The organism is Streptomyces ureilyticus (assembly GCF_011045025.1).
GTDB lineage: Bacteria > Actinomycetota > Actinomycetes > Streptomycetales > Streptomycetaceae > Streptomyces > Streptomyces ureilyticus.
In genome coordinates this window covers 18,282-39,697 of sequence record NZ_JAAKZX010000001.1, presented here as the reverse complement: position 1 = coordinate 39,697, position 21,416 = coordinate 18,282, and the positions used below count along the sequence as shown (strand labels likewise).

At 70.2% G+C, this 21,416-nt stretch carries 21 protein-coding genes; 7 read left to right on the top strand and 14 right to left on the bottom strand.

Annotated features, from left to right (window positions below; all coding sequences use genetic code 11):
- The first annotated feature begins 93 nt into the window (after positions 1-93).
- The 3 genes from G6048_RS00210 to G6048_RS00200 all read left to right on the top strand — a co-directional run bounded on the left by G6048_RS00210 (position 94) and on the right by G6048_RS00200 (position 2,271).
- Positions 94-594 (top strand): zinc ribbon domain-containing protein, encoded by a 501-nt coding sequence (locus G6048_RS00210; RefSeq protein ID WP_165337326.1) that lies wholly within the window; start codon positions 94-96, stop codon positions 592-594.
- 80 nt (positions 595-674) lie between these two features.
- Positions 675-947 carry a hypothetical protein gene (locus G6048_RS00205; RefSeq protein ID WP_165337325.1) on the top strand — a complete coding sequence of 91 codons (273 nt, stop codon included), beginning with the start codon at positions 675-677 and terminating at the stop codon, positions 945-947.
- Entirely contained in the window at positions 940-2,271 is a 1,332-nt protein-coding gene (locus G6048_RS00200; RefSeq protein ID WP_165337324.1) for a zeta toxin family protein, read from the top strand. Before G6048_RS00205 ends, G6048_RS00200 begins: the two co-directional genes overlap by 8 nt.
- Before the next feature lie 167 nt (positions 2,272-2,438).
- Here G6048_RS00200 and G6048_RS00195 read toward each other — a convergent pair whose 3' ends face one another.
- The 7 genes from G6048_RS00195 to G6048_RS00165 all read right to left on the bottom strand — a co-directional run bounded on the left by G6048_RS00195 (position 2,439) and on the right by G6048_RS00165 (position 7,602).
- On the bottom strand, positions 2,439-3,152 hold the full coding sequence (locus G6048_RS00195) for a hypothetical protein (RefSeq protein ID WP_165337323.1): 714 nt from the start codon (positions 3,150-3,152) through the stop codon (positions 2,439-2,441).
- Positions 3,153-3,202: 50 nt separating this feature from the next.
- Positions 3,203-3,619 carry a hypothetical protein gene (locus G6048_RS00190; protein WP_165337322.1) on the bottom strand — a complete coding sequence of 139 codons (417 nt, stop codon included), beginning with the start codon at positions 3,617-3,619 and terminating at the stop codon, positions 3,203-3,205.
- A gap of 108 nt (positions 3,620-3,727) precedes the next feature.
- Complete coding sequence (locus tag G6048_RS00185; protein ID WP_165337321.1) at positions 3,728-4,072, bottom strand: hypothetical protein; 345 nt, start codon at positions 4,070-4,072, stop codon at positions 3,728-3,730.
- A 157-nt stretch (positions 4,073-4,229) separates the two neighbouring features.
- Positions 4,230-4,646, bottom strand: coding sequence for a hypothetical protein (locus G6048_RS00180; protein WP_165337320.1), 417 nt, complete (start codon positions 4,644-4,646; stop codon positions 4,230-4,232).
- Positions 4,647-4,697: 51 nt separating this feature from the next.
- Complete coding sequence (trpA, locus tag G6048_RS00175; protein WP_165337319.1) at positions 4,698-5,534, bottom strand: tryptophan synthase subunit alpha; 837 nt, start codon at positions 5,532-5,534, stop codon at positions 4,698-4,700.
- Positions 5,535-6,085: 551 nt separating this feature from the next.
- Entirely contained in the window at positions 6,086-6,442 is a 357-nt protein-coding gene (locus tag G6048_RS00170) for a hypothetical protein (RefSeq protein ID WP_165337318.1), read from the bottom strand.
- Positions 6,443-6,954: 512 nt separating this feature from the next.
- Positions 6,955-7,602, bottom strand: coding sequence for a hypothetical protein (locus G6048_RS00165; protein ID WP_165337317.1), 648 nt, complete (start codon positions 7,600-7,602; stop codon positions 6,955-6,957).
- A 302-nt stretch (positions 7,603-7,904) separates the two neighbouring features.
- Between G6048_RS00165 and G6048_RS00160 the strand changes: the two genes are divergently transcribed.
- The 4 genes from G6048_RS00160 (at position 7,905) to G6048_RS00145 (ending at position 12,529) form a co-directional block, all read left to right on the top strand.
- A complete protein-coding gene (locus G6048_RS00160) occupies positions 7,905-9,104 on the top strand; it encodes a cytochrome P450 (RefSeq protein WP_165337316.1) in 1,200 nt (399 codons plus the stop codon).
- Positions 9,104-10,366, top strand: a complete 1,263-nt coding sequence (locus G6048_RS00155; RefSeq protein WP_165337315.1) for a cytochrome P450 — start codon at positions 9,104-9,106, stop codon at positions 10,364-10,366. The genes G6048_RS00160 and G6048_RS00155 overlap by 1 nt, the downstream gene beginning before the upstream one ends.
- Before the next feature lie 262 nt (positions 10,367-10,628).
- Positions 10,629-11,276, top strand: a complete 648-nt coding sequence (locus G6048_RS00150) for a hypothetical protein (RefSeq protein ID WP_165337314.1) — start codon at positions 10,629-10,631, stop codon at positions 11,274-11,276.
- Positions 11,273-12,529 (top strand): hypothetical protein, encoded by a 1,257-nt coding sequence (locus G6048_RS00145; RefSeq protein WP_165337313.1) that lies wholly within the window; start codon positions 11,273-11,275, stop codon positions 12,527-12,529. The genes G6048_RS00150 and G6048_RS00145 overlap by 4 nt, the downstream gene beginning before the upstream one ends.
- A gap of 286 nt (positions 12,530-12,815) precedes the next feature.
- Here G6048_RS00145 and G6048_RS00140 read toward each other — a convergent pair whose 3' ends face one another.
- From G6048_RS00140 to G6048_RS00110, 7 genes are all read right to left on the bottom strand, one after another.
- Entirely contained in the window at positions 12,816-13,160 is a 345-nt protein-coding gene (locus tag G6048_RS00140; protein WP_165337312.1) for a hypothetical protein, read from the bottom strand.
- A gap of 553 nt (positions 13,161-13,713) precedes the next feature.
- Entirely contained in the window at positions 13,714-14,322 is a 609-nt protein-coding gene (locus G6048_RS00135) for a DUF4913 domain-containing protein (RefSeq protein ID WP_328825639.1), read from the bottom strand.
- Positions 14,312-16,051 (bottom strand): type IV secretory system conjugative DNA transfer family protein, encoded by a 1,740-nt coding sequence (locus G6048_RS00130; RefSeq protein ID WP_165337311.1) that lies wholly within the window; start codon positions 16,049-16,051, stop codon positions 14,312-14,314. The genes G6048_RS00135 and G6048_RS00130 overlap by 11 nt, the downstream gene beginning before the upstream one ends.
- On the bottom strand, positions 16,048-17,646 hold the full coding sequence (locus G6048_RS00125; protein ID WP_165337310.1) for an ATP-binding protein: 1,599 nt from the start codon (positions 17,644-17,646) through the stop codon (positions 16,048-16,050). Before G6048_RS00125 ends, G6048_RS00130 begins: the two co-directional genes overlap by 4 nt.
- A gap of 3 nt (positions 17,647-17,649) precedes the next feature.
- Positions 17,650-19,101, bottom strand: a complete 1,452-nt coding sequence (locus G6048_RS00120; protein ID WP_328825638.1) for an SCO6880 family protein — start codon at positions 19,099-19,101, stop codon at positions 17,650-17,652.
- On the bottom strand, positions 19,098-20,621 hold the full coding sequence (locus tag G6048_RS00115; RefSeq protein WP_165337309.1) for a hypothetical protein: 1,524 nt from the start codon (positions 20,619-20,621) through the stop codon (positions 19,098-19,100). The genes G6048_RS00120 and G6048_RS00115 overlap by 4 nt, the downstream gene beginning before the upstream one ends.
- Positions 20,618-21,415: a hypothetical protein gene (locus G6048_RS00110; RefSeq protein ID WP_165337308.1), complete on the bottom strand. Its 798-nt coding sequence runs from the start codon at positions 21,413-21,415 to the stop codon at positions 20,618-20,620. The genes G6048_RS00115 and G6048_RS00110 overlap by 4 nt, the downstream gene beginning before the upstream one ends.
- Between the last annotated feature and the right edge of the window lies 1 nt (position 21,416).

The window sequence follows — 21,416 nt, the reverse complement described above, 5'->3', positions numbered from 1 at the left end:
CTCCGCGCCGTCTGAACGGCTTTTTATCTGGCCAGAAAGACCATTCACCGCAGGAGCCGGGGAACCGCCCCGGTCCGTACGAGAAGGAGTCCCATGGGCACATATGAGGAAGACGTCGCGGCCGCGCTGCGCGAGCGTCGTGCGTCCACCTGTACCTGCGGCGCGAGCAACCCGCCGCACTACGACGCCTGCCACGACTGCGGGCAGCCGCTGGTGACCTGCGCCACCTGCGGGACCGTCAGCCCGCAGCGCTTCGGCGGCTGTACCGAGTGCGGCTGCGAGACCGCCGCCGAGTCGCTGGGCGACCACGAGGAGGGCTACGAGCTGACCCACGAGGAGTTCGTGAACCTCCAGGTCGGGCCGCGCCGGGTCGGCGGCCGCTACCGCGTCGGCGCGCACGGCGACGCCTACGAGGTGCTCGACATCGAGCGGAGCCGCCCGTTGGGGACCTGGCCGTCGTGGCAGATCACCGTCCGGTGGCTGGCCGACGGTCGGACCACCTCGCACTGCGCGCGCTGGGACGACCGGCGCGACACCGTGGTCGAGCAGCCGCCCGCCGCCATTACGGGTCGCCGGGACGTTCGGCCAAACTGATCATTGGTGGACCTCGTCGGCGAAGGCCTTCGAGGTCCACCGCACACGCCCCCACTGAGGCACGACCAAGGAGATTCCCTGTGCAGACCCCGGACCCCATAGATCCCTATGCGAACGTGCCGACCGCCTCGGTGTACGACACGTTCGCCGAGACGGCCACCAAGCTCTCCGGCCGCTACACGCGGTTGGCCGACACCGCATCCAGCCCCGAGGAGCGCGAGGAGTGGTGGCAGAAGGTGCTGGCGCTGCGCGACGCCAAGCGGGCCGTTCCGGCTCACGACCGCGCCCAGCTCATCGCGCACATCCAGCAGTGGCAGGCGGCCCTGACGGAACTTCAGGAGTCCCGTGGCTGAGGCGAGCGACTATTTCCTCACCGGGAAGCAGCTGCGCGACCGCTTCGAGGAACGTGTCCGGGACTTCGTGTTCTCCGGCTATGCCCCGCAGGACACACCCGCCCTGGTCCTGTTGGGCGGGCAACCCGCAGCAGGCAAGAGCCAGGCGATGGCGGCCGCCGAGCAGCGTCACGCCGATCGTCAACTGGTCCCGCTGACCGGTGACGAGCTGCGCCAGTTCCACCCGCAGTACGAAGAACTGCTCGAAGAGCATCCGCTGCTCTTCCCCAACGCCACCGCGCAGGCCTCCGGCGCCTGGGTACGGATGAGCATCGACTACGCCCGGGATCACGGCTACAGCCTGATCCTGGAGGGCGTCTTCCGGAACCCCGCGGTGACCGTGGCGACCGCTGAAGAGTTCGCCGGGCTCGACGACGTCGCCTACACGGTCGAAGTCGTCGCGCTGGGCGTGCGCGCCGAGCGAAGCCGTCTGGACAGCCTGCACCGCTACCTGGAGGCGGAACGGTGGACGCCGCCCACGGCGCATGACGGTTCCTATCGGATGATGCCGGAGACCATCGCGGCCGCCGAGGCCAGTCCGGCCGTGCACCGCCTCACCCTCACCGACCGGAGCGGCGCCGACCTGTACGTGAACGAGCGCCGCACCGACGGCAGCTGGGGCCGTGAGCCCGCCGGCGTCGAAGCCTTGCAGGCCATCCGGGCGCGGCCGCTTCCGGCCGATGAGGTCGCCGGATGGCTGGCCCGGCATCGGGAGATCGTCGTGGAGTTCGCGGTACGCGGCGAGATCAACGCCGCCACCGTTCCGGTGCTGAACCAGGTGGCCGCAGACGCGGACGTCGTTGCCGCCATGGATCCGGACCCTCAGAGCCCCGCCCGGCGTGAGTACGCCGCGGTGCGCCCGCTCCTCCAGATCCTGGTGTCCGGGCCGATCGACTCGGCGGGCTCGATGCCTCTGCCGCTGGTCCCGGACGCCGCCCTTGCCGCTGCGGTGAACCGTTCCCGCATCGACGCCATGCACCTAGCGGCCGAGCTGGAACGCCGCCGAGGTCTGGCGCCCGCCGACCGGCAGGCCGAGGACACGCTCCGCGCGAACCTCGAGACCCGGCTTCGGGCCGCAGGCTCTCCGTCGGCTCCGAAGCCGCCGTCGGGCAGCGGCCCCGCGAGCCGTCCGTCGAGCGCTGCGGCTCGCTCCCGGTCGACCACGGTCCGCAAGCCCCCACCTTCGGGCAAGGACCGGTCCGCCGCTCCCGGAGCGGCGGACCAGCCGCCGCACCTACGCCGTCCCGGTCCTGACCAAAGCCGCCGCCGAGGGCCATCCGTCTGAGCACAAAGATCACTCCGGCGGGCGGCAGGTCCGGGCACCCCCTCTCGCGTGGGTGCCGGGGACCTGATGCCCCTACGGCGGTGCGGTGACCTACGGCGCGGGCCCCGGCTCCCCCTCTGGGAGGGGACCGCCGGGGCCCGCGGGTTATCTGGCCAGACTGACCATTGTCAGTCGGACTCCTCCAGGGCGAAGTTCTCCATGCAGTCGCCGCACATGATGTTGCGGCTGCTCAGGGTCTTCGGGGAGACCCTGATGACGGCGGCCGGGGTGCACTTGCACATGGCCTTGACGTAGTTGCGGTCCTCCTTCTCCTTCTTCCCGGAGGGCGCCTCACCGTCCTCGCCCGTGTCGGCCCCGGTGTCCGCGTCGTCGGCCGCCTCTTCCCTGCTGCCGCCCCCGCGGGTGCGGGTGCCGTAGAAGTCGGGCGTGCGAGTGGCGTGGATCGCCGCGTCCTTGGTGCCGCTGGACTTCGCCTTGACCGCGAACCAGCTCTGACCGGAGGCCGGGATCAGGTACTGACGGGACGTGTAGGTGAAGGGCTTTTCGTAGTCCGCCTGCTCGTCCTTCGGCCAGGTCGGGAGCTGCTTGTAGTCGGCCAAGGACTGCTCATGGACCTGGCCCGCCTCTACCGTTCCCAGGAGCTTCCCGTCCTGAGTCTTGTTTGCCTTACTGTTCGTCACTTCGTAACGATCCAGGATGGATTCCGCTTGCTTGACCGTTACGGCACCCTTCGGGGACGCGGACGCGCTGGCCTTGTCCGCGCTGGCAGGGTCGGCGCTGTCGTTCGAGTCTGCACTGCATGCCGTCAGAGTGATCGCCGTGGTCACGCTGATGGCGAGCACGGTCAGCTTGCGCAGCCGCCCGGTGGCGAGTGGGTACATGAGGGGTGTTCCTCCTCCTGGAACGGTGTGCTGGTGGGGGGATGGGCGGCCTAGACGCGGGCCGCCTCCTCGTGCGGGACCGCGGGGAGGCCGGTGACGGCCGCCTCCTCGCCCGGCGGGAGGGTGACTCCGGCGATCCAGCGGTGGACTCGGCCGTCGCTCAGAACTGGGTAGATGAACCGGACGCCTGAGGTCTCGGCGACCGCCGCCATGAGGTTCAGGAGGTTCGCGAGCAGGAAGTCGCTGCGCTCTCGGTGGCACACGGCGGCCTCTTGCCACCAGGGCGGACTGATGCCGTCCTCCGTGTCCGCCTCGGTGAAGTCGAGACAGATCATGATCCTGACGATTCCCGTGTCGGCCCACCGGCCCTGTGGGGGTCCCTCGGCGCGCTCCGTACGGACGGACAGGATGCGGTCCGCCCGTACGAACTGGCCCGTGGCCAGCCTGATCCATGCGGAGTTGAGCATGGGCATTGCTCCTTCGGGGGTGGCACGTGCGCCGCCGGGCGGCTCTCAAGGGCCCGCCCGGCGGCGCTTGGTCTCAGGCGGCCCGTACGGCCGTCCTCTGAGTGCCGGTCAGATGTTGATAAACGGGGTGCGGTAGACCTTGCCGGATGACATCTGCCACCCATGGACCCAGTCCTGGAACCCTCCGGGGCAGGTGATCGTCTGCGAGAGGTACCCGCCCCGCGCCTTGAGGTTCCGCTTCAAGGAGTAGACCCGCTGGCCCGAATTCGAGGCGCAGGTCACACCGAACTCCGCCGTGACCTTGCGGTTGGTCTTGTTGACGAAGTTCACCCGCAACTTGTTCGCGCCCCTCCCCTCGATGCACCGCGACACCTTCGTGCCCGCACACTTCCACCCGCCGGCAGCCGCGGCACGGGACGTCTGGGCTTCGGCGACTGCCACGGAAGTGGCCATCAGCGCGGTCGCAGCAACTCCCGCAGCCACCATTCGGGCGGCTGTCATCATTGTTTTTCGCATCAGTCGACGTACCAATCCTTCTTGGCGCTGCACTGCGGCGGCGCCAACGTTCCGCTTCACCAGGCAGGCGCGGATCTTGTGCGTGTCGTGCGAGCTACGCCTTGGGCAACTTGCCGCTCCTGGTGAGGACCTCACCCATGAAGTCACTGTTGTTGCTGTTGAGCCGGTAGACGTTGATCCGGACCTTGTGTCCCTCTGGGATGGCGAACGCGCAGGACTTGAACGAGCTAGTCGCACACTCGCCCTTCTTCCTCTGCGCTGTGACGTCGTAGACCTCGGTCCAGACGTAGTGGTTGTCGCTGCTGAGGTCGTCGACGACGAGCCGCTCGTCGTCTCGCGCGGAGTCACGCGGCTGGAAGACGAGCATGGCCCGCTTCTTCCCGCCCGATGAGAAGTAGTCGACGGTGTTCGGCTTTGCCGCAGCGCTGGCGGTGCCGACGCTGGCCGTGAGGGTGAGACCGAGGGCCGCTATGGCGATGCCGCCGACGCGGGCCATGGAGCGCGTTCTCATGGGGTTCCTTCCTGTGGAACGGTGTGCTGTGGGGGTGAAGTGACCTGTGAGTCAGGCCACTGGTCTGTGGGCGCGGCGTACGCCGTCGGCGAAGTCCGCGGCGACGGCGGCAGCGGCGGCCGCGGGGGCTGCGGCCTGGGCGTACATGCGGCGGATCACGGCGGAGCCGACCACCACGGCGTCGGCGTACGTGGACACCTCGGCGGCCTGTTCGGGGGTGCTGATGCCGCTTCCGACCGCGACGGGCAGGCCGGTCGCGTCCCGCACACGGCGGACCAGGCGTGGCAGGTACCGGTTGAGCGGACGCCGGGCACCGGTGCGGCCGGGGCTGGCGGGGGCGTAGACCATGCCGCTGGAAGAGGTGCCGATCGCGGCCAGGCGCGCATCCGGGGCGTGCGTCGGGATCAGGGGCACGGTGTGCAGGCCCGCCGCACGGGCCGCTTTCTGCCAGGTCGCGGCCGCGCTGTCGGGGAGGTCGGGGATGAGGACGCCCGCCCCGCCGGCGGCCGCGAGTTGATGCGCGAAGGCCATCGCCGAGTACTGCTCGATCGGGGCCCAGTACGACATGACCAGCAGGGCGGCGGTGGTGGAGGCGGTGAGCTCCGTCGCGGCGGTGAACAGGTCGTGCATCCGGAAGCCCGCGTCCAGGGCCTGCGCGACGGCATGCTGAATCTCCGGACCGTCCAGGACCGGCTCGGTGTGCGGGATGCCCAGCTCCAGCACATCGGCGGCCTGGGCCATCAGGTGCAGCGCGTCCAGGCTGGCCGTACGCGTGGGATAGCCGACCGGCAGGTACAGGCCGAGCGCCGCACGCCCTTGGGCGCGGCTGGTTGCGAGGGCGTAGTCGAGGCGGGCAGCGGACCAGGACGGCGACGTGGACGTGATCACGAAGGCCTCTCAGGCGGCGGGTGGGGGCAATCGGCGGCCGCGGCACGGGCACAGGTAGGCGGGGCGGTGGGCCGAGCGGCGGTTGGGCCCGGGTGGTGGTTTGTCGTCCGGGCAGGGCCCAGCGCGCTCGGGGCTTAGGGGTGCGGGGTGCCGCTAAGGGGGCGGCACCCCGCAGGGCCGAGGTCGCGGGCGTGGAACGCGCGGTGGAGCCGCTGCCACGGCTCTCCCTCGGTCGGTTCGGCCGTGGGGTGGAGCCGCTGCCACGGCTCCCCTCGGCCAGCCCCGGCCAGAAAGGGGGGAACCCCTGGCCGGGGAGTCAGAACGTGCAGGCGGCGTAGGGACGGGGGCGGCCACCGTGGGTGGCGCGAGCGCCAGATCCGCAGGGGGGCGGCTCTGTAGGTTCTGCGTCCGGCAGTCGGAGGACGTCGCTCTGGCCAGCGATTTTCAGGCCATCACGCGCCGTACCGTCTGCTCCCTGTCCCACCCGCGCGTCGTTCCTCGCATGGTGACTCGGGTGCATCTCCAGGCTCGACGGCCCGCGGCCGCAGAGCTCAGACTCGCTTGGCGCAGGTGAGCGGCACCTGCCCGCCACGTACGATGTACCAGTCGTATCCGGTCCGGCCGCACTTCGTGTACGTCTGGCCACGGCCGATGGCGATGACGCACGACCTGAGTTTGTCGCCCCTGTAGACATAGCGGGTGACACGGTCGTTCGAGTCGGCCACGGTGTCGCCTCGGTCCGGCATACGGACGGCGACCTTCCCCCCTGTGATCTTGATCGTCTTGCAGGCGGCGGCCCGTGCCGGTGCCTCGGCCTGAGCGGGCCCCGCCATGACGAGTCCGCTGCCCAGGGCAGCGAGACCGACCAGACCGGCTACGGACGACCGGAGGAGACGAGATTGCGTCATGTGCACTCCTGCTGGGGCCCCCGGCGCAGGGCGGCGGTGCCCGCTCCTGCTTCGCGGCAGAAACGGGTGCGCCTATCCTGCTGTGCAGGCGTGCGGTAACACGCCTGCTAGAGCACCCCAGGGTTTGTTGAGTCGGATGTCTGGTGGTGCGTACGACTCGTATCGAGTCGTCGGTGGTGGCCGTTCCCTGCGCCAACAGGGGCGGCCATCACGCGGTTATGGAGTTGTTGAACCGGGCCGCGAGGACCCGGCCGGATGCCCGAGCCGGTCGACCGTTTTCTGCGCCAACAGAAGCCGGTCGTGCTCACGCCGTCAGCGGGATCGCTGCGGCGCCGTACCCGAACGGGCAGTAGATGAACAGCAGTTGCAGCGGCCGTCCTCGGGTAAACGGGGGCGGCCCATGGCGTGCTGGGCCTCCCGCCGCGTCGACGGGGTAGCCACACGTGGATCCTGGTGTAACACCATCCACACTGTCAACATATGACTACAGCGGGCGGCCGGAGTGGCCTCCGCTAGCTGCGGTCTGCGTCGTCAGGAGCGGCCGTTCCCTTGCGACGGCGCTGGATGGCGGTGCGGGCCACCAGGGCGTCCATGGCCTCCACGAGCTCCTCCATCGTGGGAGGCTCCTTGCCCGCGTGACGCAGGGCCACCTGCTGCCCGCCGCCGAGCTCCTGCAGCCCCTCCAGCAGCGCACCTGCCAGCAGGCCCTCCTTGACCTTCGCCAGGTGGTCGGCGAGGGCTCGGCCCTCCGGCTTCGACAGGAACCCGTGATCGACCTCGTAGCGGGTCTCCAGGGGGTGGCTGTATTCGGGGCGCGCACTACGCTCGCCGTTGACGAGGTCTCCGATCAGCGAGTGGGTCAGGTCGACCTCGTCACCGATCGTGCGGTAGCTGTCACCACTGCGCAGGAGGTCCAGGCGCTGGCCGACCAGCTGCCGGTAGAAGGCCTCCCGCTCCTTCTTCGTGCGGGGCGGCTGCTGCGGCTCGTCGCCGTCGAGCAGTTCGCGCACGCGGTCGGGCTTGATACCGGCCGCCCGGGAGACCTCCTTGAGGTCGAGGACCTCGTCCCGCGCATAGCCGAGACGCCAGGCGGCTTTGTCGATGTCGCGCAGGAGCTGCGCGATGTCGGCCGCGGTCACCTCACCAAAGGAATCGTTCACCTGAAGGTCTCCGTGGGCCATGGCAGATGGATGTGCGCTCGCAGCGTATCGGGGCTGTGTCGCCTGCGACCAGGAGTGTAGCCATTTGTTGACAGCATGACGGCTGGTGCCCCAGGATCACGACCACCCATCGCGCGCGACGCGCGCGAGCCTCCGCCCGTCCTCTCCTTCTTCCCGGCGACACGGAATCCGGTGCGATGACCTCACCTCCTGCTCAGCCGTCTGACAGCAGCCCGTCGTTACAGCCCGGCGGCTGCCCGGTCCAGCACGGCAGCCCCGCCGTGCCCTTGTCCAGTACGCAGATGCTCGACGAACCGGCCGAGTTCTACGCAGGACTGCGCGCGCACGGCCCCGTCGTACGGGTGCACCTCGATGGAGACGTGCCGGCCTGGCTCGTCACCGGCTACGACGCATGCAGCCACGTACTCAGGAACGGTCTCCACTTCACCCGGAACCTGGGCCAGTGGAATATCGAGCGGAGCAAGCTGCCGCAGGACTGGGCGCTGGAGCCGCACGTCACGCCGATGGAGAACATGCTCTTCGCCCAGGGCGACGAGCACGTGCGGCTGCGCGACGCATTTAGGGCCAGCCTGCGCAAGGTCGGACCCGGTCGGCGGGACGCGGCCATCACCCGGGCCGCCGACCAGCTCATCGACGCGTTCGTGGACGAGGGCCGGGCCGACCTCGTCGGCCAGTACGCGGTCCCCCTCCCGGTGGCCGTACTGACCGAGCTCTTCGGTTTCCCGCCGGGAGAGGCCGAGCGGCTCCAGCGGGTGATCCTGACCCTGCTGAACGGCGGGGAGGGCGCGCTCGCCGCGAACGCGGAACTCATCGAGGTCATCGGCGCTCACGTGAACCGCCGCCTGCGCGAACCCCGGGCGGACATCGTCACGGGCCTGCTGGAGGCGGGCCTGACGGTGCAGGAGACGACCGAGACCGTGTGGCTGTCCATCAACGCGGGCATCGGCTCCACCACCGCGTGGACCGCCAACGCGTGCGAGCTGCTGGCCAGGGTGGAGGACACCCGGAGCGATCTGAACGGCATGCTCCGGGACATCCCCGGCGTCGTGGCCGAGGTGCTGTGGGATCACACTCCGGTGCAGCAGGTCATCGGCCGCGTCGCGACCGCCGACGTGGACCTCATGGGCGCGAGCATCCGCCGCGGCGATCTGTGCGTCGTCAGCCTGGCCGCCGCCAACCTCGACCCACGCTTCGGCAGCGACGGCGCCCGCGCCGCGAACATCGCAGGCAACGGCAGTCATCTCTCGTATGGACTGGGCGCCCACGAGTGCCCGGCCCAGTCCCTGGCCGCCGCCCTCGTCGAGGGCGGCGTCGGCCGCCTGTGGGCCCGCCTGGACGACCTCCACCTGACCCGCCCCGAGCAGCCCACGCAGTGGAGCCCCTCGATCATCGTGCGTATCCCCGCCCGGCTGGACGTCTCCTTCGACGCGGCCCGGGCCCGTGCGCGCGCCACCATCTTCGCCCCGACGGGAGACCGCTGATGACGACGCTCACCACCCACCCGGACCCCTTCTATCTCGACCCGAACGCCACCGACGTCCACGGCGACGCGCGCCGCCTGAACGCGCGGGGCCCCCTCGTACCGGCGCTCCTCGATGTCGGGCTCCGCGTGTGGGCCACCGGGAACCGCGATGTCGCCGAGGCGATTTTGGGAGACCGCGACAGCTTCCGGAAGGACCCGGAGCACTGGGCAGACCTCAAGGACGGCAAGGTGCCCGGCGACTGGGGAATCAGGGAGTTCATCACCCTGCCCGGCATGCTGAACGCCGACGGCGCCCGGCACCGCACACTGCGGGGCCTGGTCAGCGCGGCGTTCACCGCCCGCCGGGTCGAGAAGCTGCGTCCGCGCATCGACGAGATCGTCCAGGCGCTGATCGCCGACCTGGCGAAGGCCGCGCCGGGCGGGTTCGTCGAGCTGCGCCGTTCGTTCGCCTTCGAACTGCCCATGCAGATCATCTGCCACCTTTTCGGCCTGGACCCCAGCAGCGGCGAGACCCTCACCCGGAACTACACGGCCATGCACGCCAGCAGCAGCACCGCCGAGGAGGCCATCGCGGGCAAGCAAGGCGTTGTGGACACCATCACCGCCCTGATCGACGCCAAGCGCCGGACCCCGGCGGACGACCTGACCTCCGCCCTCATCGCCGCGACCGACGGCGAGGACGCCACCCTCGACGACGAGCTGCTGACGTACACCCTGATGCTGTTCCTCTTCGCGGGGCAGTCGACGACCCAGGACCTGATCGTCAACTGCCTCAAGGCCTTGGCGGACCACCCCACCCAGCAGGCCCGGGTGCGCGCCGGCGCGGTCCCGATCGAGGATGTGGTGGAGGAGGTTCTGCGCTGGAACGGGCCGATCAACACCATCATGTTCCGCTACGCCGCCCGCGACGTGGTCGTGCCCGGCACGGACGTCACGGTGCGAAAGGGCGAGGCAGTGGTCATCTGTGTGGCGGCGACCGGTCGGGACACGCAGTCGTTCGGCCCGGACGCCGACGTCTTCGACCCGTCCCGCAGCGTCCTCGCGCGGCACCTGGCCTTCGGCCACGGGGTCCACTACTGCATGGGCGCCCCGCTGGCCCGCATGATGGCCACAACGGCGCTCGGCGCGTTCCTCGATCACTTCGACCTGGACCGGACCGGCGCCCCGGAGTCCCTGCCGATCAGCTCCTACTCCCCCAACTCCGATGCCGCGCTGTGGGGGCAGCTCAAGCCCCGGGCCGCAGCGCCCGCCGCGGTGTAGAGGGGCTGTGGCGGGCGCCCGCTGCGGGCGCCCGCCACAGCCCTCCGCCCGGCCCGCCGACGCCGGTGCGATCAAGGCGGACTGATAGCCTCTCTCTCCGCAGATCAACATGCACAGCCAGTCACCTCAGGGGAAACGGGGAGCGTAGACGGCCGATGCACAACCATCACTTCCGGGCGCCCGACCAAGCGTCGTTGACCAGCACGGCGGCACCGCCCGACCATGAAGGCACCGACCAGCGGCGGGAGGACTGACCAGCCCCATGAACGCCACCGGCGCTACACCCCCATACCGCGCCGGCCTCGCACGCATCACCGAGGCCACCTCCCGTGTCGGCACGGCCGTACGCGACAAACGCTCCTGGGCCCGCGAAAAGCGCGATGCACTGAGCTGGTTCCACGATGACCTCGGCCTGCGGCCGGGAGCGAGCATCTCAGACGTCCTGGACGCCGTCAGGAGACTGCGTGGCCGCGAGGTCGAACCCGTCCCGCTGTCCTTCCTGCCGCCCACGGTGAGCGGCATTGCGGTGCTGGGCAAGGATGACGACTACATCGGCCTCAGCGACCGGCTCAGCCGCCGCCACACCGCGCACGTCATCCTGCACGAGGTCCGCCACCTGCTCCCCTCGCGCAAGGGCGGCGGCCCCACCGCCGCGGGCAGCCTCACGGTGCACAGCCACTTCGACGGCGTCACCCTGCAGTCCCTCAAGGAGCAGATGGCGGTCCTGCCGGACCGGGTCCAAAAGGAGATCCTGACCGGGCGCGCGATGCTGCGCGCGGGCTACCCGAACGCGGAAGAGCGCACCTGTGAGGCGACCGCGCGGGTCGTCCTGCCGCTGCTCGACCTGGACGCCACCAGCAAGCGCACCAGCTCCCTGATAGCCGGGTTCGCCAACCACCGCCCCATATGACGACCGGGATCATCACGGTCGTCAACCTGATCATCGCAGCGGCGACGCTGGGGCTCGGCACGGTCAAAGCCCGGGCGGCCCGCGACCAGCGGGAGTGGACGCAGACCCTCACCGCCTCGGTGCTCGTCTTCGCCGGACTGATCTTCCTGCTCGCCACACCGGTCGTGTACCGGATCGTCGGCACGGTGCTGCGCTCGCCGAACATCGGCGCGCTCCTCGTCCCGGTGGCCACGCTGGTGTGCGTGGCCCACGCCCACGCGCTGAGCCAGCTGTGGCAGCCCGAGCAGAGGGATCCGGCCGTCCTGCACCGCACGGCCTGGCGCTGGGGTCCCGTGTACGGGGGCGCCATCACCGCCATGACCGTGCTGTATTTCCACGCCGACCTGGGCCCGGCGGCCCCGCTGAAGTTCGCCGCCGCCTACGCGCACGTACCCGAGGTCGTCGCTCTCCACCTCATCTACTGGACCGCGCTGATCGTCACCGTCGTGGTCACCGTGCGCGCGTGCCGCTCCCTGTCGATCCCCGGCCGACCCGACCTCGTCGAGAACCTTAGGAAGGCGCTCGGCTGGTTCGCCCTGGCCCTGGGCTGGGATTTGGTGAACGTCGCCCTCACCGCGGCCGCCTTGATCGGCTCGGCCACCGGCCCCCGACGCCTCGACGGCCTGGCCGAGAGCGCGTGGCTGGCCACCATCGCCAGCTGCATCGCCGCCAACATCGCCCTGGCCTCCCAGGCGTTGCGCTCGCGCCGAGCAGAGCGCCGGGACCTGCGCGCACTCCAGCCCCTGCACGACCTCGTCATCGAGGACGACGACAAAGGGGACCCCACGGTGGTTCTGGCACCCAGGTGGTCATGGACGGGCTTCGGTACCCAACTCGACCTCAACGACATGATGGCGGAGGTCAGCGACGGCATGGGGCGGCTCAGCCCCTGGTGGAGCCCCATGCCGTCGCTGGCCGTCAATCGGCTGGTCACGGTATGGGGGGAGGACGGTGACGACCTGGGCGCCGGCTGGGACCTGACGGCGGCTCAAGCCGCGGCCACGCTGCTCCGCGCGGCCCAGGACCGGACCGACAACCCGACGACCCTCCCGCCGCAGATCCGCCTTCCCCGGCTCCCGGGTACGGACGTGGAGCCCCATGACGAGCGCCAGCACCTCGTACGGGTGGCCCAGCACCTGACCCATCCGCTGGTGATCGACGCCGTCGCCATCGCCGGAGAGGCACAGGCCGCCACCAGCGCGCCGAGGCAGTAACGGCTGGCAGCACAAACCGCTGAGCTGGAATGGCAGATCGACATGCAGGTCGGCTTCACCATCGGAGAACTCACCGGGCGTACCTGGCCCACCTTGTGCGGACGCCCGTTGAGGTCGCCGAAGCGGCGTGAGGAGCACCGACGGAACCCTGTTATCTGCGGCAACGTGCCGTTCGTGGAGATCACGTCCCACGCTCCGGCGGGTTGAGTCCCAACCAATCGGTCGTGTCACTTAAGAGCAGGGTCTGGTGCGGCGACCAGAGCAGGCTGCTCCGGCCGCCGCCACGTCAGCTCTCCTGGTCGACAGCGGCCACGGCCTGACGGTGGTCATCGCTCCAAGACCGCCCGCGCCAGGCCTTGTGCAGCGGGTCGCCGCGCCGGATGTGCCCTGGCTCCTTGCTGCACTGCACCCAGCCGCTGCCCTCCGGGTAGGCCGCGAAGAACATCGCCGTACACCAATCGTCCACCTTCTCAGGGGTAGGGCCGTAGAGCCCCAACCGGAACAGCAGGCTGTCCGCAAGCCTTTCCGCCGTCGGCTCATCGAGCTCCGTGCCGACCGTGATCAGCTGCACGAGCTGCCTGTATATCCCCGGCGGGGTGATCGTCGGCAGAAGCTGCTTCGACGGGATCATCAAGTCCTCCAACACCAGTTGAGCGACACCTTCACTCTTCAGGCGCGGCACGGCCCAAAAACGTCAATAAATCTTGCCAGTGTGACGTAAAGCACAGCGTCTGGTGGTGGTGGAGCCCCGCCCCGACGTCAGTTCCCGGGCTCCCCCAGCGGGGCTCCGGCCACCACACCACCTCGCTTGGATGGCACCACGAAGCACCGAGGGCGCGGGTTCCGGTCACGGTCGTCGCGGCACGTGTCCTTCGATCTTGACCGGGGAAGAATCCCCTCTTGGATGTTCACCGACCAGGAGGGACGGCTCGCATGGTGCCGCTACCCCAGAACATAGGGGTCATGAGGATCTTGGCCATCGGCAAGGTGCTGCGCAAGCTCGCGGCACCGTTCATCGCAAAGCCGGACCGCCGGTAGCTTCCGGCCGTCTCCGCTCGGCCAAGGCATCGCGACAGGCCCGGCACGATCGCTACCCGCCCAAGCGACAGAGGTGGTCCCCGGCGCCCGTATTAGGCCCCGCCCCCAAGGCGGGGCCTAAGTCATTGCTGGTGCGGGCGCCTCTTTCACTCTGGGGGTGAATCCTGGCGCCACGCGCTGGGCACCCTGCCGGGCAGGCGGTGTTGGATCTGGTGCTCGTTCTTGGTGCAGCCCCGGAAGGGGCCTTGAGAGGCGCGCAGCTCCCTCATGCAGGGGTCGAGATGGTCCCGGTGCCAGACGCTGGGGCCGGTGTAGCCGCAGCTGACAGGGTCGGTGAGTTCCTGCCAGGCCAGCCATAGCGCGTGCAGCCGGGCGACGGCGACGGCGTGCTCGAACCACAGGTGGCACCAGTGGGCATCGGCGGACGGCTCGGCCAAGTAGCCGGGCACCAGGACGCCCTCCACCCATTCGATCAGGGCGCGCAACTCGTCGTCGTAGAGCGGCGGATCGAGCAAGAGAATGAACGGCGGGTACTGCCATTCCTCTTCCTCGCCTCCCTCGGCGCTCCCGGCAGCATCCCCGGGACCCGCTTCGGTATCGGCGGACGCTTCGTCAGGGCCTGCGGCGGCGCCGTGGGTCAGGGCCTCCATCTGGGCCGTCAGCCTGGCGATTTTGGCCTTGAGGTCCTCGACGTCCTCGAACATGGTCACCGGTACGGTGAGCTCCGGCTCCTCGCCGGGGGTGCTACCGGCCACCGCGGGCTGCCTTCCGCGCTTCCCACTCCGCGACGGCCCGTTTGGTGATGGCCTGTTCCTCGGCGCTCATCTCCGGCCCGATGTGGGCCATGTCCCGCTCCTCGTACCAGGGGCGCAGCTTGATCTGGGCCACGGGCACGCCGGTGGCCAGCAGCAGGGCGGTGCCCTTGCTCATGGCGCGGATGTCGGCAGGGTCCATGATCTGTTCGCGTTGCTGGCTGACGCTGTGGGAGTAGCCCTCTTTGCTCTTGGAGTACGAGCCGTAGCTCACCCGGTGCTGTCCGACCAGGGTGGCGATGTCGGTGACGAACTTCGGGTCGTCCAGGCCGACACCGATGAGCTTCTTGGTGGCGGCACTCCACAGGGAGTCCATGCCGACCTCTCCCCACGCCTTCACGCCCTGCCGGTAGCTCTGCAGGATCGTGTACGGGGTGATGCCGCGGCTGCCGAGATGGCTGTAGAGGTCGGGCAGGTCGCCGATCCGGCAGATGTTGGCGGCCTCGTCGAGTACGGCACGCATCGGTTCGGGCAGGCGCCCGCCGTGCCGCTCGCCCGCCTCGGCGCCGGCGGTGAACACCGCGTCGGCGAGCGCGGCCACCACCGCACTGGACGGGCCGCCCTTCTTGCTGAGCAGGTACAGGGTGTCGCGGCTCAGGGCGAAGTTCTCGGGCCGGAACTGGGGGCGACTCTTGTCCGGGGTCACCCAGGCCAGTACCCGCTCGTCGCGCAGTGCGGAGACGGCGACCCGCGCGTTCTGGTAGATACCGCTTTGTGTTTCCTCGGCGATGTTGATCGAGGATTCGACCTGCTCGGCCAGCACCGGTTCGTGGGTGTAGAGGATCTGCAGCGGGGCTTTTTCGTGCGGGTCGGCGAGCCAGGCCATCACGTCGCGGATGGTGGCGCCGTCGTGCCATGCGGCCCGCAGCAGCCCGACCAGGAGGTCTTGGGCGGCCTGGTACCAGAACGGATCGGCCGATTCGGAGCTGATCTGGTTGACGAAGTGACCGGCCAGCCGCTCGGCGCCCTCGAGGGTTTCGGCCTGGGCGACAATGTCCCACCACATGGCCCGCTCGGCCTGCGCCACGCCCTGGGTGTCCAGGACCCAGGTGGTGCCGACCCGGCCGCGGGAGGCGTACGTCGCCGCGTACACGTCCGGCTTGTTGGACGTCAGCAGCAGTGCGGCGGGCGCCTCCTCGGCGATGGGGATCGCCAGGGCGGTGGACTTGCCTGCCCGTGGCGCCATGATGGCGACGAAGGTGTCCTCGTCGGAGCCGCGCAGTTCCCTCTTGCTGGGCATGTGGTCGCCGAGCAGCACGCCCCGGTCGGCGGCCTTGATCTCCTTGGGGTTGGCGTCCTTGAGTGAGTGGCGCAGCCGGGTCGCGGTGGCGGCCGCCCGCTTGGGGGTGAGCTCGCGCACCTGGTACAGGGTGGCCAGGTGGTCGGGGTTGCGGAACCAGCGGAATGCCACCCTCAGGCCCCAGACCAGGGCGGCGAGTACGGCCGCGTCGACGAGCAGTGCGCCGATGACGGAGGCGGTCTGCGAGTGCGGCCACGCCGCCGAGAAGTCGGTGACCATGCGGTACACGGTCACCGGGGAGGCCGGGGCGGCTTCCTCGCCACTCAGTGCCGCGCCAGCGGCCGCTCCGGCCCAGCTGGAGGCGGACAGTGTCACCGCGCCCCCGAAAATGATGCCTCCGGCGGCCCATGCGCGGTCGTTCTCGGTCATCATCGGCTGCCACCCCCCGTGGTCGTCGTCCTGCGCCGGTTGGTGTCCGTGCGGTACAGCCGCTGCTCGGTCCCGGTCAACTCCAACGATGCCGCGATGCCCGGCCTCGTCCCGATCTTGATCAAATACTTTCCGCGGCCCGGGTGCCTCGCGCTCTCGTCGTCCACGGGCGGGGCCTGCTCGGCCTCGTCGTCGTAGCTGGGGTCGATGTCCAGCCCGGTGGAGGTCGCGCTCGACCATGAGCCGATCATCATGCGTTCCTGCTCGGTCAAGCTGCGCTTGCCGGTGACGCGCCCCAGCTCCTCTTCGCTGGACGCGCCGATCACCCAGGTGTCGCAGCGGTCCATCAAACCCCGGGCTTTGGCACGGTCCATCTCGGTCGGCAGCGCTTCGACATCCAGCAGGGAGTGCGTCACATAGATCGTCACGTCGTCCGTGGTGCGGTTGAGTCGGCTGATCGCGTCCATCGCGTCGACCAGCCCCGGGCCGCTGCGCAGCGCCCGCCACATCTCATCCATGGGCAACACCAACTTGCGGTCCATCAGCCCGATGCTGCGCGCGGAGTCGATCGAGCTGTAGGTGTAGGCCCACGTGGCGATCATCCCGGCGCTCACCACATCGTTGCCGCGCGCCCGCAGCGCGGAGATGTCCACGCTGACGGCGGGGGCGTTGATGTCGAGCGGCGTGGTCGTCGGCCCGTCGAACAGGCCCTTGAGCGGGCCGCCGATCAGGTTGTCCAGCCCGGCCACGACGGAGCGGGTCAGGTTCTGGTACGTCTCACCCTCGGCGGCCAGCTTGCTGCGCAGCTCCTGCGGCGCGGCCCGCAGGACGTCGATCACGTCCTTCACGATCGGGTCGCTGCCCGAGTCCTGGGCTGCGGAGGCGACTTGGACGGCGGTGTCCAGCGCGCTGCGTTCGATCTCGTCGGGGCTGCGGCCCAGTCCGTGCTTGGTGGACAGCAGGGCGACCAGCGTCTCCAGGCGGCGGCCGTTGAGGACGTCGAGCAGGGCCTGCCTCTTCTCGACGGGCAGCGACTGGACCCGGCCCTTGAGCGGGCCGGAGTCCAGCGGGTTGAGGCGGCCGATCCCGTCCCCGATGCGGACCACGCTGCCGCCGAGCTCGCTGATCAGCGTGGAGTACTCGCCCTTGACGTCGCCGGGCACACACACCATGTGCCCGTACGACGAGTACACCAGGCACACCCGCTTGACCAGCGCGCTCTTGCCCGCCCCGGGCTGGCTCATCACCCACACGCCGGGATTGGTCGTGAGTTTGCCGGTCCAGCCGCTGGGGTCGATGCACACCAGCTCTCCGGTGAGCACGTCCCGCCCGACCGGCACCCCGCGCGGCGGCAGCCCGGAGCCGAGCAGGAACGGGTAGACGGTGCCCGCCTGGCTGGTCGGCCCGGTGTAGACGGTGCCCGCGTCCTCCACCGGCGCCTGGCCGCCGAACCGGCCGCGCCACCCGAGCCGGGGGGCGAACCGGTTCTTCAGCTGCTTCTCGGCCCGGCGCTCCTCCCGGCTGGGGGCCTGCTCGATCACCCGGGTCACCCGCTTGGGCGTGGTCACCGCCGGCGGCTTCTTGGGCTTGCGTGCCATGGGTCAGTCCTTCACGAGCGGGTTGTAGCCCAGCGGCAGCCCGGCCGCGAAAGTGGCGGCCTGGGCACCGTAGGCGGGGCGCATGCGGATGCCGCGGGTCGCCTTCACCGCACGCTCCAGCTCCTGGCGCGCGGCGGGCAGCTCGGCGGTGGAGCGGGCGGTGACGGTCACCATGAGCGTCCAGTCGACGACCTGGGAGCCTCCGGCCGCCTGGGCGGCGGCCGCCTCGGCCCGCTGGGCGTCGGCCCGCTGGCTGTACTTCGCGCGCCCCTTGACCTCGGCGGTGGCCTGCGCCCGCTGGTGGGCGTTGCTGATCTCCCGCTCCAGCACCGCCTCCCCCTCGTAGGGGTCCAGGACCCGGTAGGAGAGGGTGATGCGCCGCTGGAAACGCCCCGGGGCCAGCAGGGGCAGCAGCACGCTGTAGGCGATGGGGCGGCGCGGCATCTCGCGCAGCACCCACGACAGCGACACCCCGCCGTCATGGCTGTACTCCTCCCAGCCGTCGTCGGCGGCCTGCGGGCCGCACTCCGACCACGACAGGTCTTCGAACTCCCGGTCGCGGGCGTTGAAGGTGTCCGGGTCGTACGCACTGCGCACCAGGCGGCGCACGTCAACGTCGGTCGCGCGACGCATGATGTCCGTGCCCGTCCCGCTGAGGTCGAGCGAGTCGACCACCTTGAGCGCCTCCGCGACCTGCTCGGCGAGGTCGGTGGGCGGGTTCACCGACGCGTTCGGGTCGACCGTCACCGACATCCACGGCGCCACACTGGCGGTGGCGTGCGGCGTCGTACGGACCAGCTCGTCGATGATCTGCCGGGCCAGCTTCGGTGCGCCCGGGTCCTTGCGGACCTTGACGTCGTCGCCGAGCGCCTCCCCCGCCCCCGGGGTGATCTGGATCGTCACGGACGCACCCTTGACCTGCTCGTCCGTGCTCATCGCGTCCAGCACGGACGACCAGGTACGCAAACTGCTCTGCACGGAGCCGGTGGGGGCCATCAGGCTGCCGCCGGGGGCCAGCAGCGTCGTAAGGGTCATACGGCCACTGGTCCGGTCGTGGACCACGCCCACCGCCCGGCCCGTGGTCGGGTCATGGGCCTTGATCAGGGTGGAGGAGGCGCCCACGCCCGGCAGGTCCAGCGCGTACGGATGCGGCAGCAGCACCCGCCGGTAGGAAGTGGCCTCGACCTTCGCCGCCCGCCGCCAGGACACCTTGGCCCAGTAGTAGGCCAGCGCGGGCATGCCGTGACGGCGGGCGGCGGCCAGCGCCAGCAGAAGGCCCGTCACCGGCAGGGTGAACAGCAGGGTGATGGGTGCCTGGACGGCGATGAGGCCGTCCGCCACCAGGATCACGGCCCCGATCATCGTCGCGGACTTGGACAGCCCGCCGAACCCGTAGCTCCGGCGGGTACGAAACCCTTCGACCATGAGCGTTCTGGGTACCTCGTGGGTACTCACTGCGAGTTCCCCCCGTTCCCGATCTGTCCGGCCGCGCCCTGGATGCCGTCGTTGACGCCGTCCAGGACCTGAATGCCGACACCGACCGGCCCGGCCGCCGCTCCGGCGCCCGACGCACCCGCGGCGCCCGCAGTGCCAGCCCCGCCCGCGGCCTGGGCGCCGCTGGCCCCGGCGCCCGCAGTGTTCGCCCCGGCCGCACCACCGGCCGCCTCACCGTCGGCGGCCTGGCCCGGTACCCGGGCGCCCGCCTCGTTGCGGGCAGCCTGGGCCTGGGCGTCGCCGCCCGCGCTGCCGTCCTCACTCCCGCCGCTCGGGCCTCCCTGACGGCCCCGCTCCTGCTCGACGTATTGGGCGTGCTTCACGGCGCTGGTGGGCTCCTCCGCACCGCCGCTGCCCCCGTCACCGCCCTTTCCGCCGCCCATGTACCCGGCGGCGGCGGAGAGAGCGGCGCCGGCGCCACCGGCCGCCAGCCCTCCCCCGACCGCCGCGCCGAACGGCGCGAAAATCCTGGTGAGCGGGCCGGGCGCAAGGATCGCAAGGACCAGGGTGGCGCAGCCGCGCAGCCACTCCGCCAGCGTCTGGGAGTGACCGAACTCGGCGAACCCGACGCAGATGATGATGGCCAGGATGGGCTTGTAGGCCACGATCACGAGCCCGCTCGTGATCAGCTTGGGTGCCCACTGGCGGGTGGCGTCGCCGCCCGTCCGGCCCCCGCCGGCCACGGGCAGCAGCAGGCAGATGATGGGAATGGCGGACTGCCGCAGGAAAATCAGCACCAGCTGGATGAAGCCGATCAGCAGCAGCACCGCGACGATGCACAGCAGCGTGATCGGGTTCGAGATGGCCTTCGGCACCATCACCGCGACGATCTGCTCGTACGCCCTGCCGTCGTCGTCGAAGGTGGCATCCACCAGACCGGTGGTCATGGCGTCCCCGGCCGTCAGCAGCAGCGCGAACATGCTCACACCCAGCACGGACAGCAGGGTGTTCTCCACCCAGCCCACCATCGCTCTGCCGAAGTGCTTGGCCTGCCCGGTGACCGCCATCTTGCCGAGCTGCCAGATCATCCCGGCGGCGGCGATCACCAGACCGAGCCAGACGAGCATGCCCGCCAAGGTCGCCTCACCGCCCCACAGGCCGGTGCCCTCCAGGTCCATCGATGGCCCCAGCAGCGCGACGGTCAGGACCTTCTTCAGGACCCACTTCACGACGTCGGCCGCCGCGTTGACGACGTCGCCCAGGACGGAGTCCCAGACGTTCTTCCAGGCCTCCTTGATCTTCTTCTCGCCCGCATCGCCGACCTTGTCGCACAGGTTCATGCCGTTGATGCTGCCGGGCGCCCCCGGCTTCTTGCCCCCGCCTCCGATGATCGTGCCGAGGATCGGTCCCGTGGCGACCCGACACGCCCCCTCGATGCCGTTGCCTATGATCCCGTCGGCGGCCGCGGGCTGCGGCGCGGACACCGACACCCCGAACACCGCGACCAGGGCGAGGAGTAGGGCCGCCAGCCGCCGCCTCATGACGCCTCCCGGATCGCGGTCCACCCGGACCGGTTGAAGGCGGCGTCACCGGGGGCGGCCATCGGCGGCTGGCTCTCCTGCTGCGCCGCTTCCATGCCGCGCTGGGTGACCGCCCCGGACAGCTTCCAGTCGCCGCCCTCCCATGCCGCGCCGTTCAGCACCCGGGTGTAGGAACTCTTCTCCTTGGCCGTCTCACCGTTCTTCTGCACGACGCGGGACAGCAGCCACACGCTGACCTCGCTCGCCGACTCCTTGACGACCTTGTAGCCCACCACGCTGCTGCGGATGTACGCACCCGACGGCAACGGCTGGCTGGCACTCACGCTCATCTGCTTGTGCAGGCTCTTGTCGGTCTGAAGGGCCTGCAGCTCGATCTGCTCCGCGTTCTCGGACGACTGATCCCTCTGGGAGACGTACGAGTGGTAGATGCGCAGCTGCTCGTCGACCGTCGACGTGTCGGTGTCGACGCTGGTGGTGTTGGCGGCCGCCAGCATCGCCGCGGCGCCCTCGGTGGTGTGCGGGTAGCCGACCTCGCTGCCGCGGCTGTCGGTCTCCTTGCCTCGAGGAAGTGCCGCCCACCGTTCCGGCTCGGTCCAGTCCTCCGGCGCCTGATAGGTCGCACTCGGGCTGGCCGAGCTCGCCGCGCTCGGGTTGGAGCCGCCCTTGCCCTGCTCGTCGTCCGGTCCCTCGTCGCCGCTGAACATCGCATAGCCCGTCAGCGCCAGCACGGCCGCGGCCGCGATGCCCACCGCCCACGTGCCCTTGTTCCACGTGCCCCTCGTACGCGCCGCCACG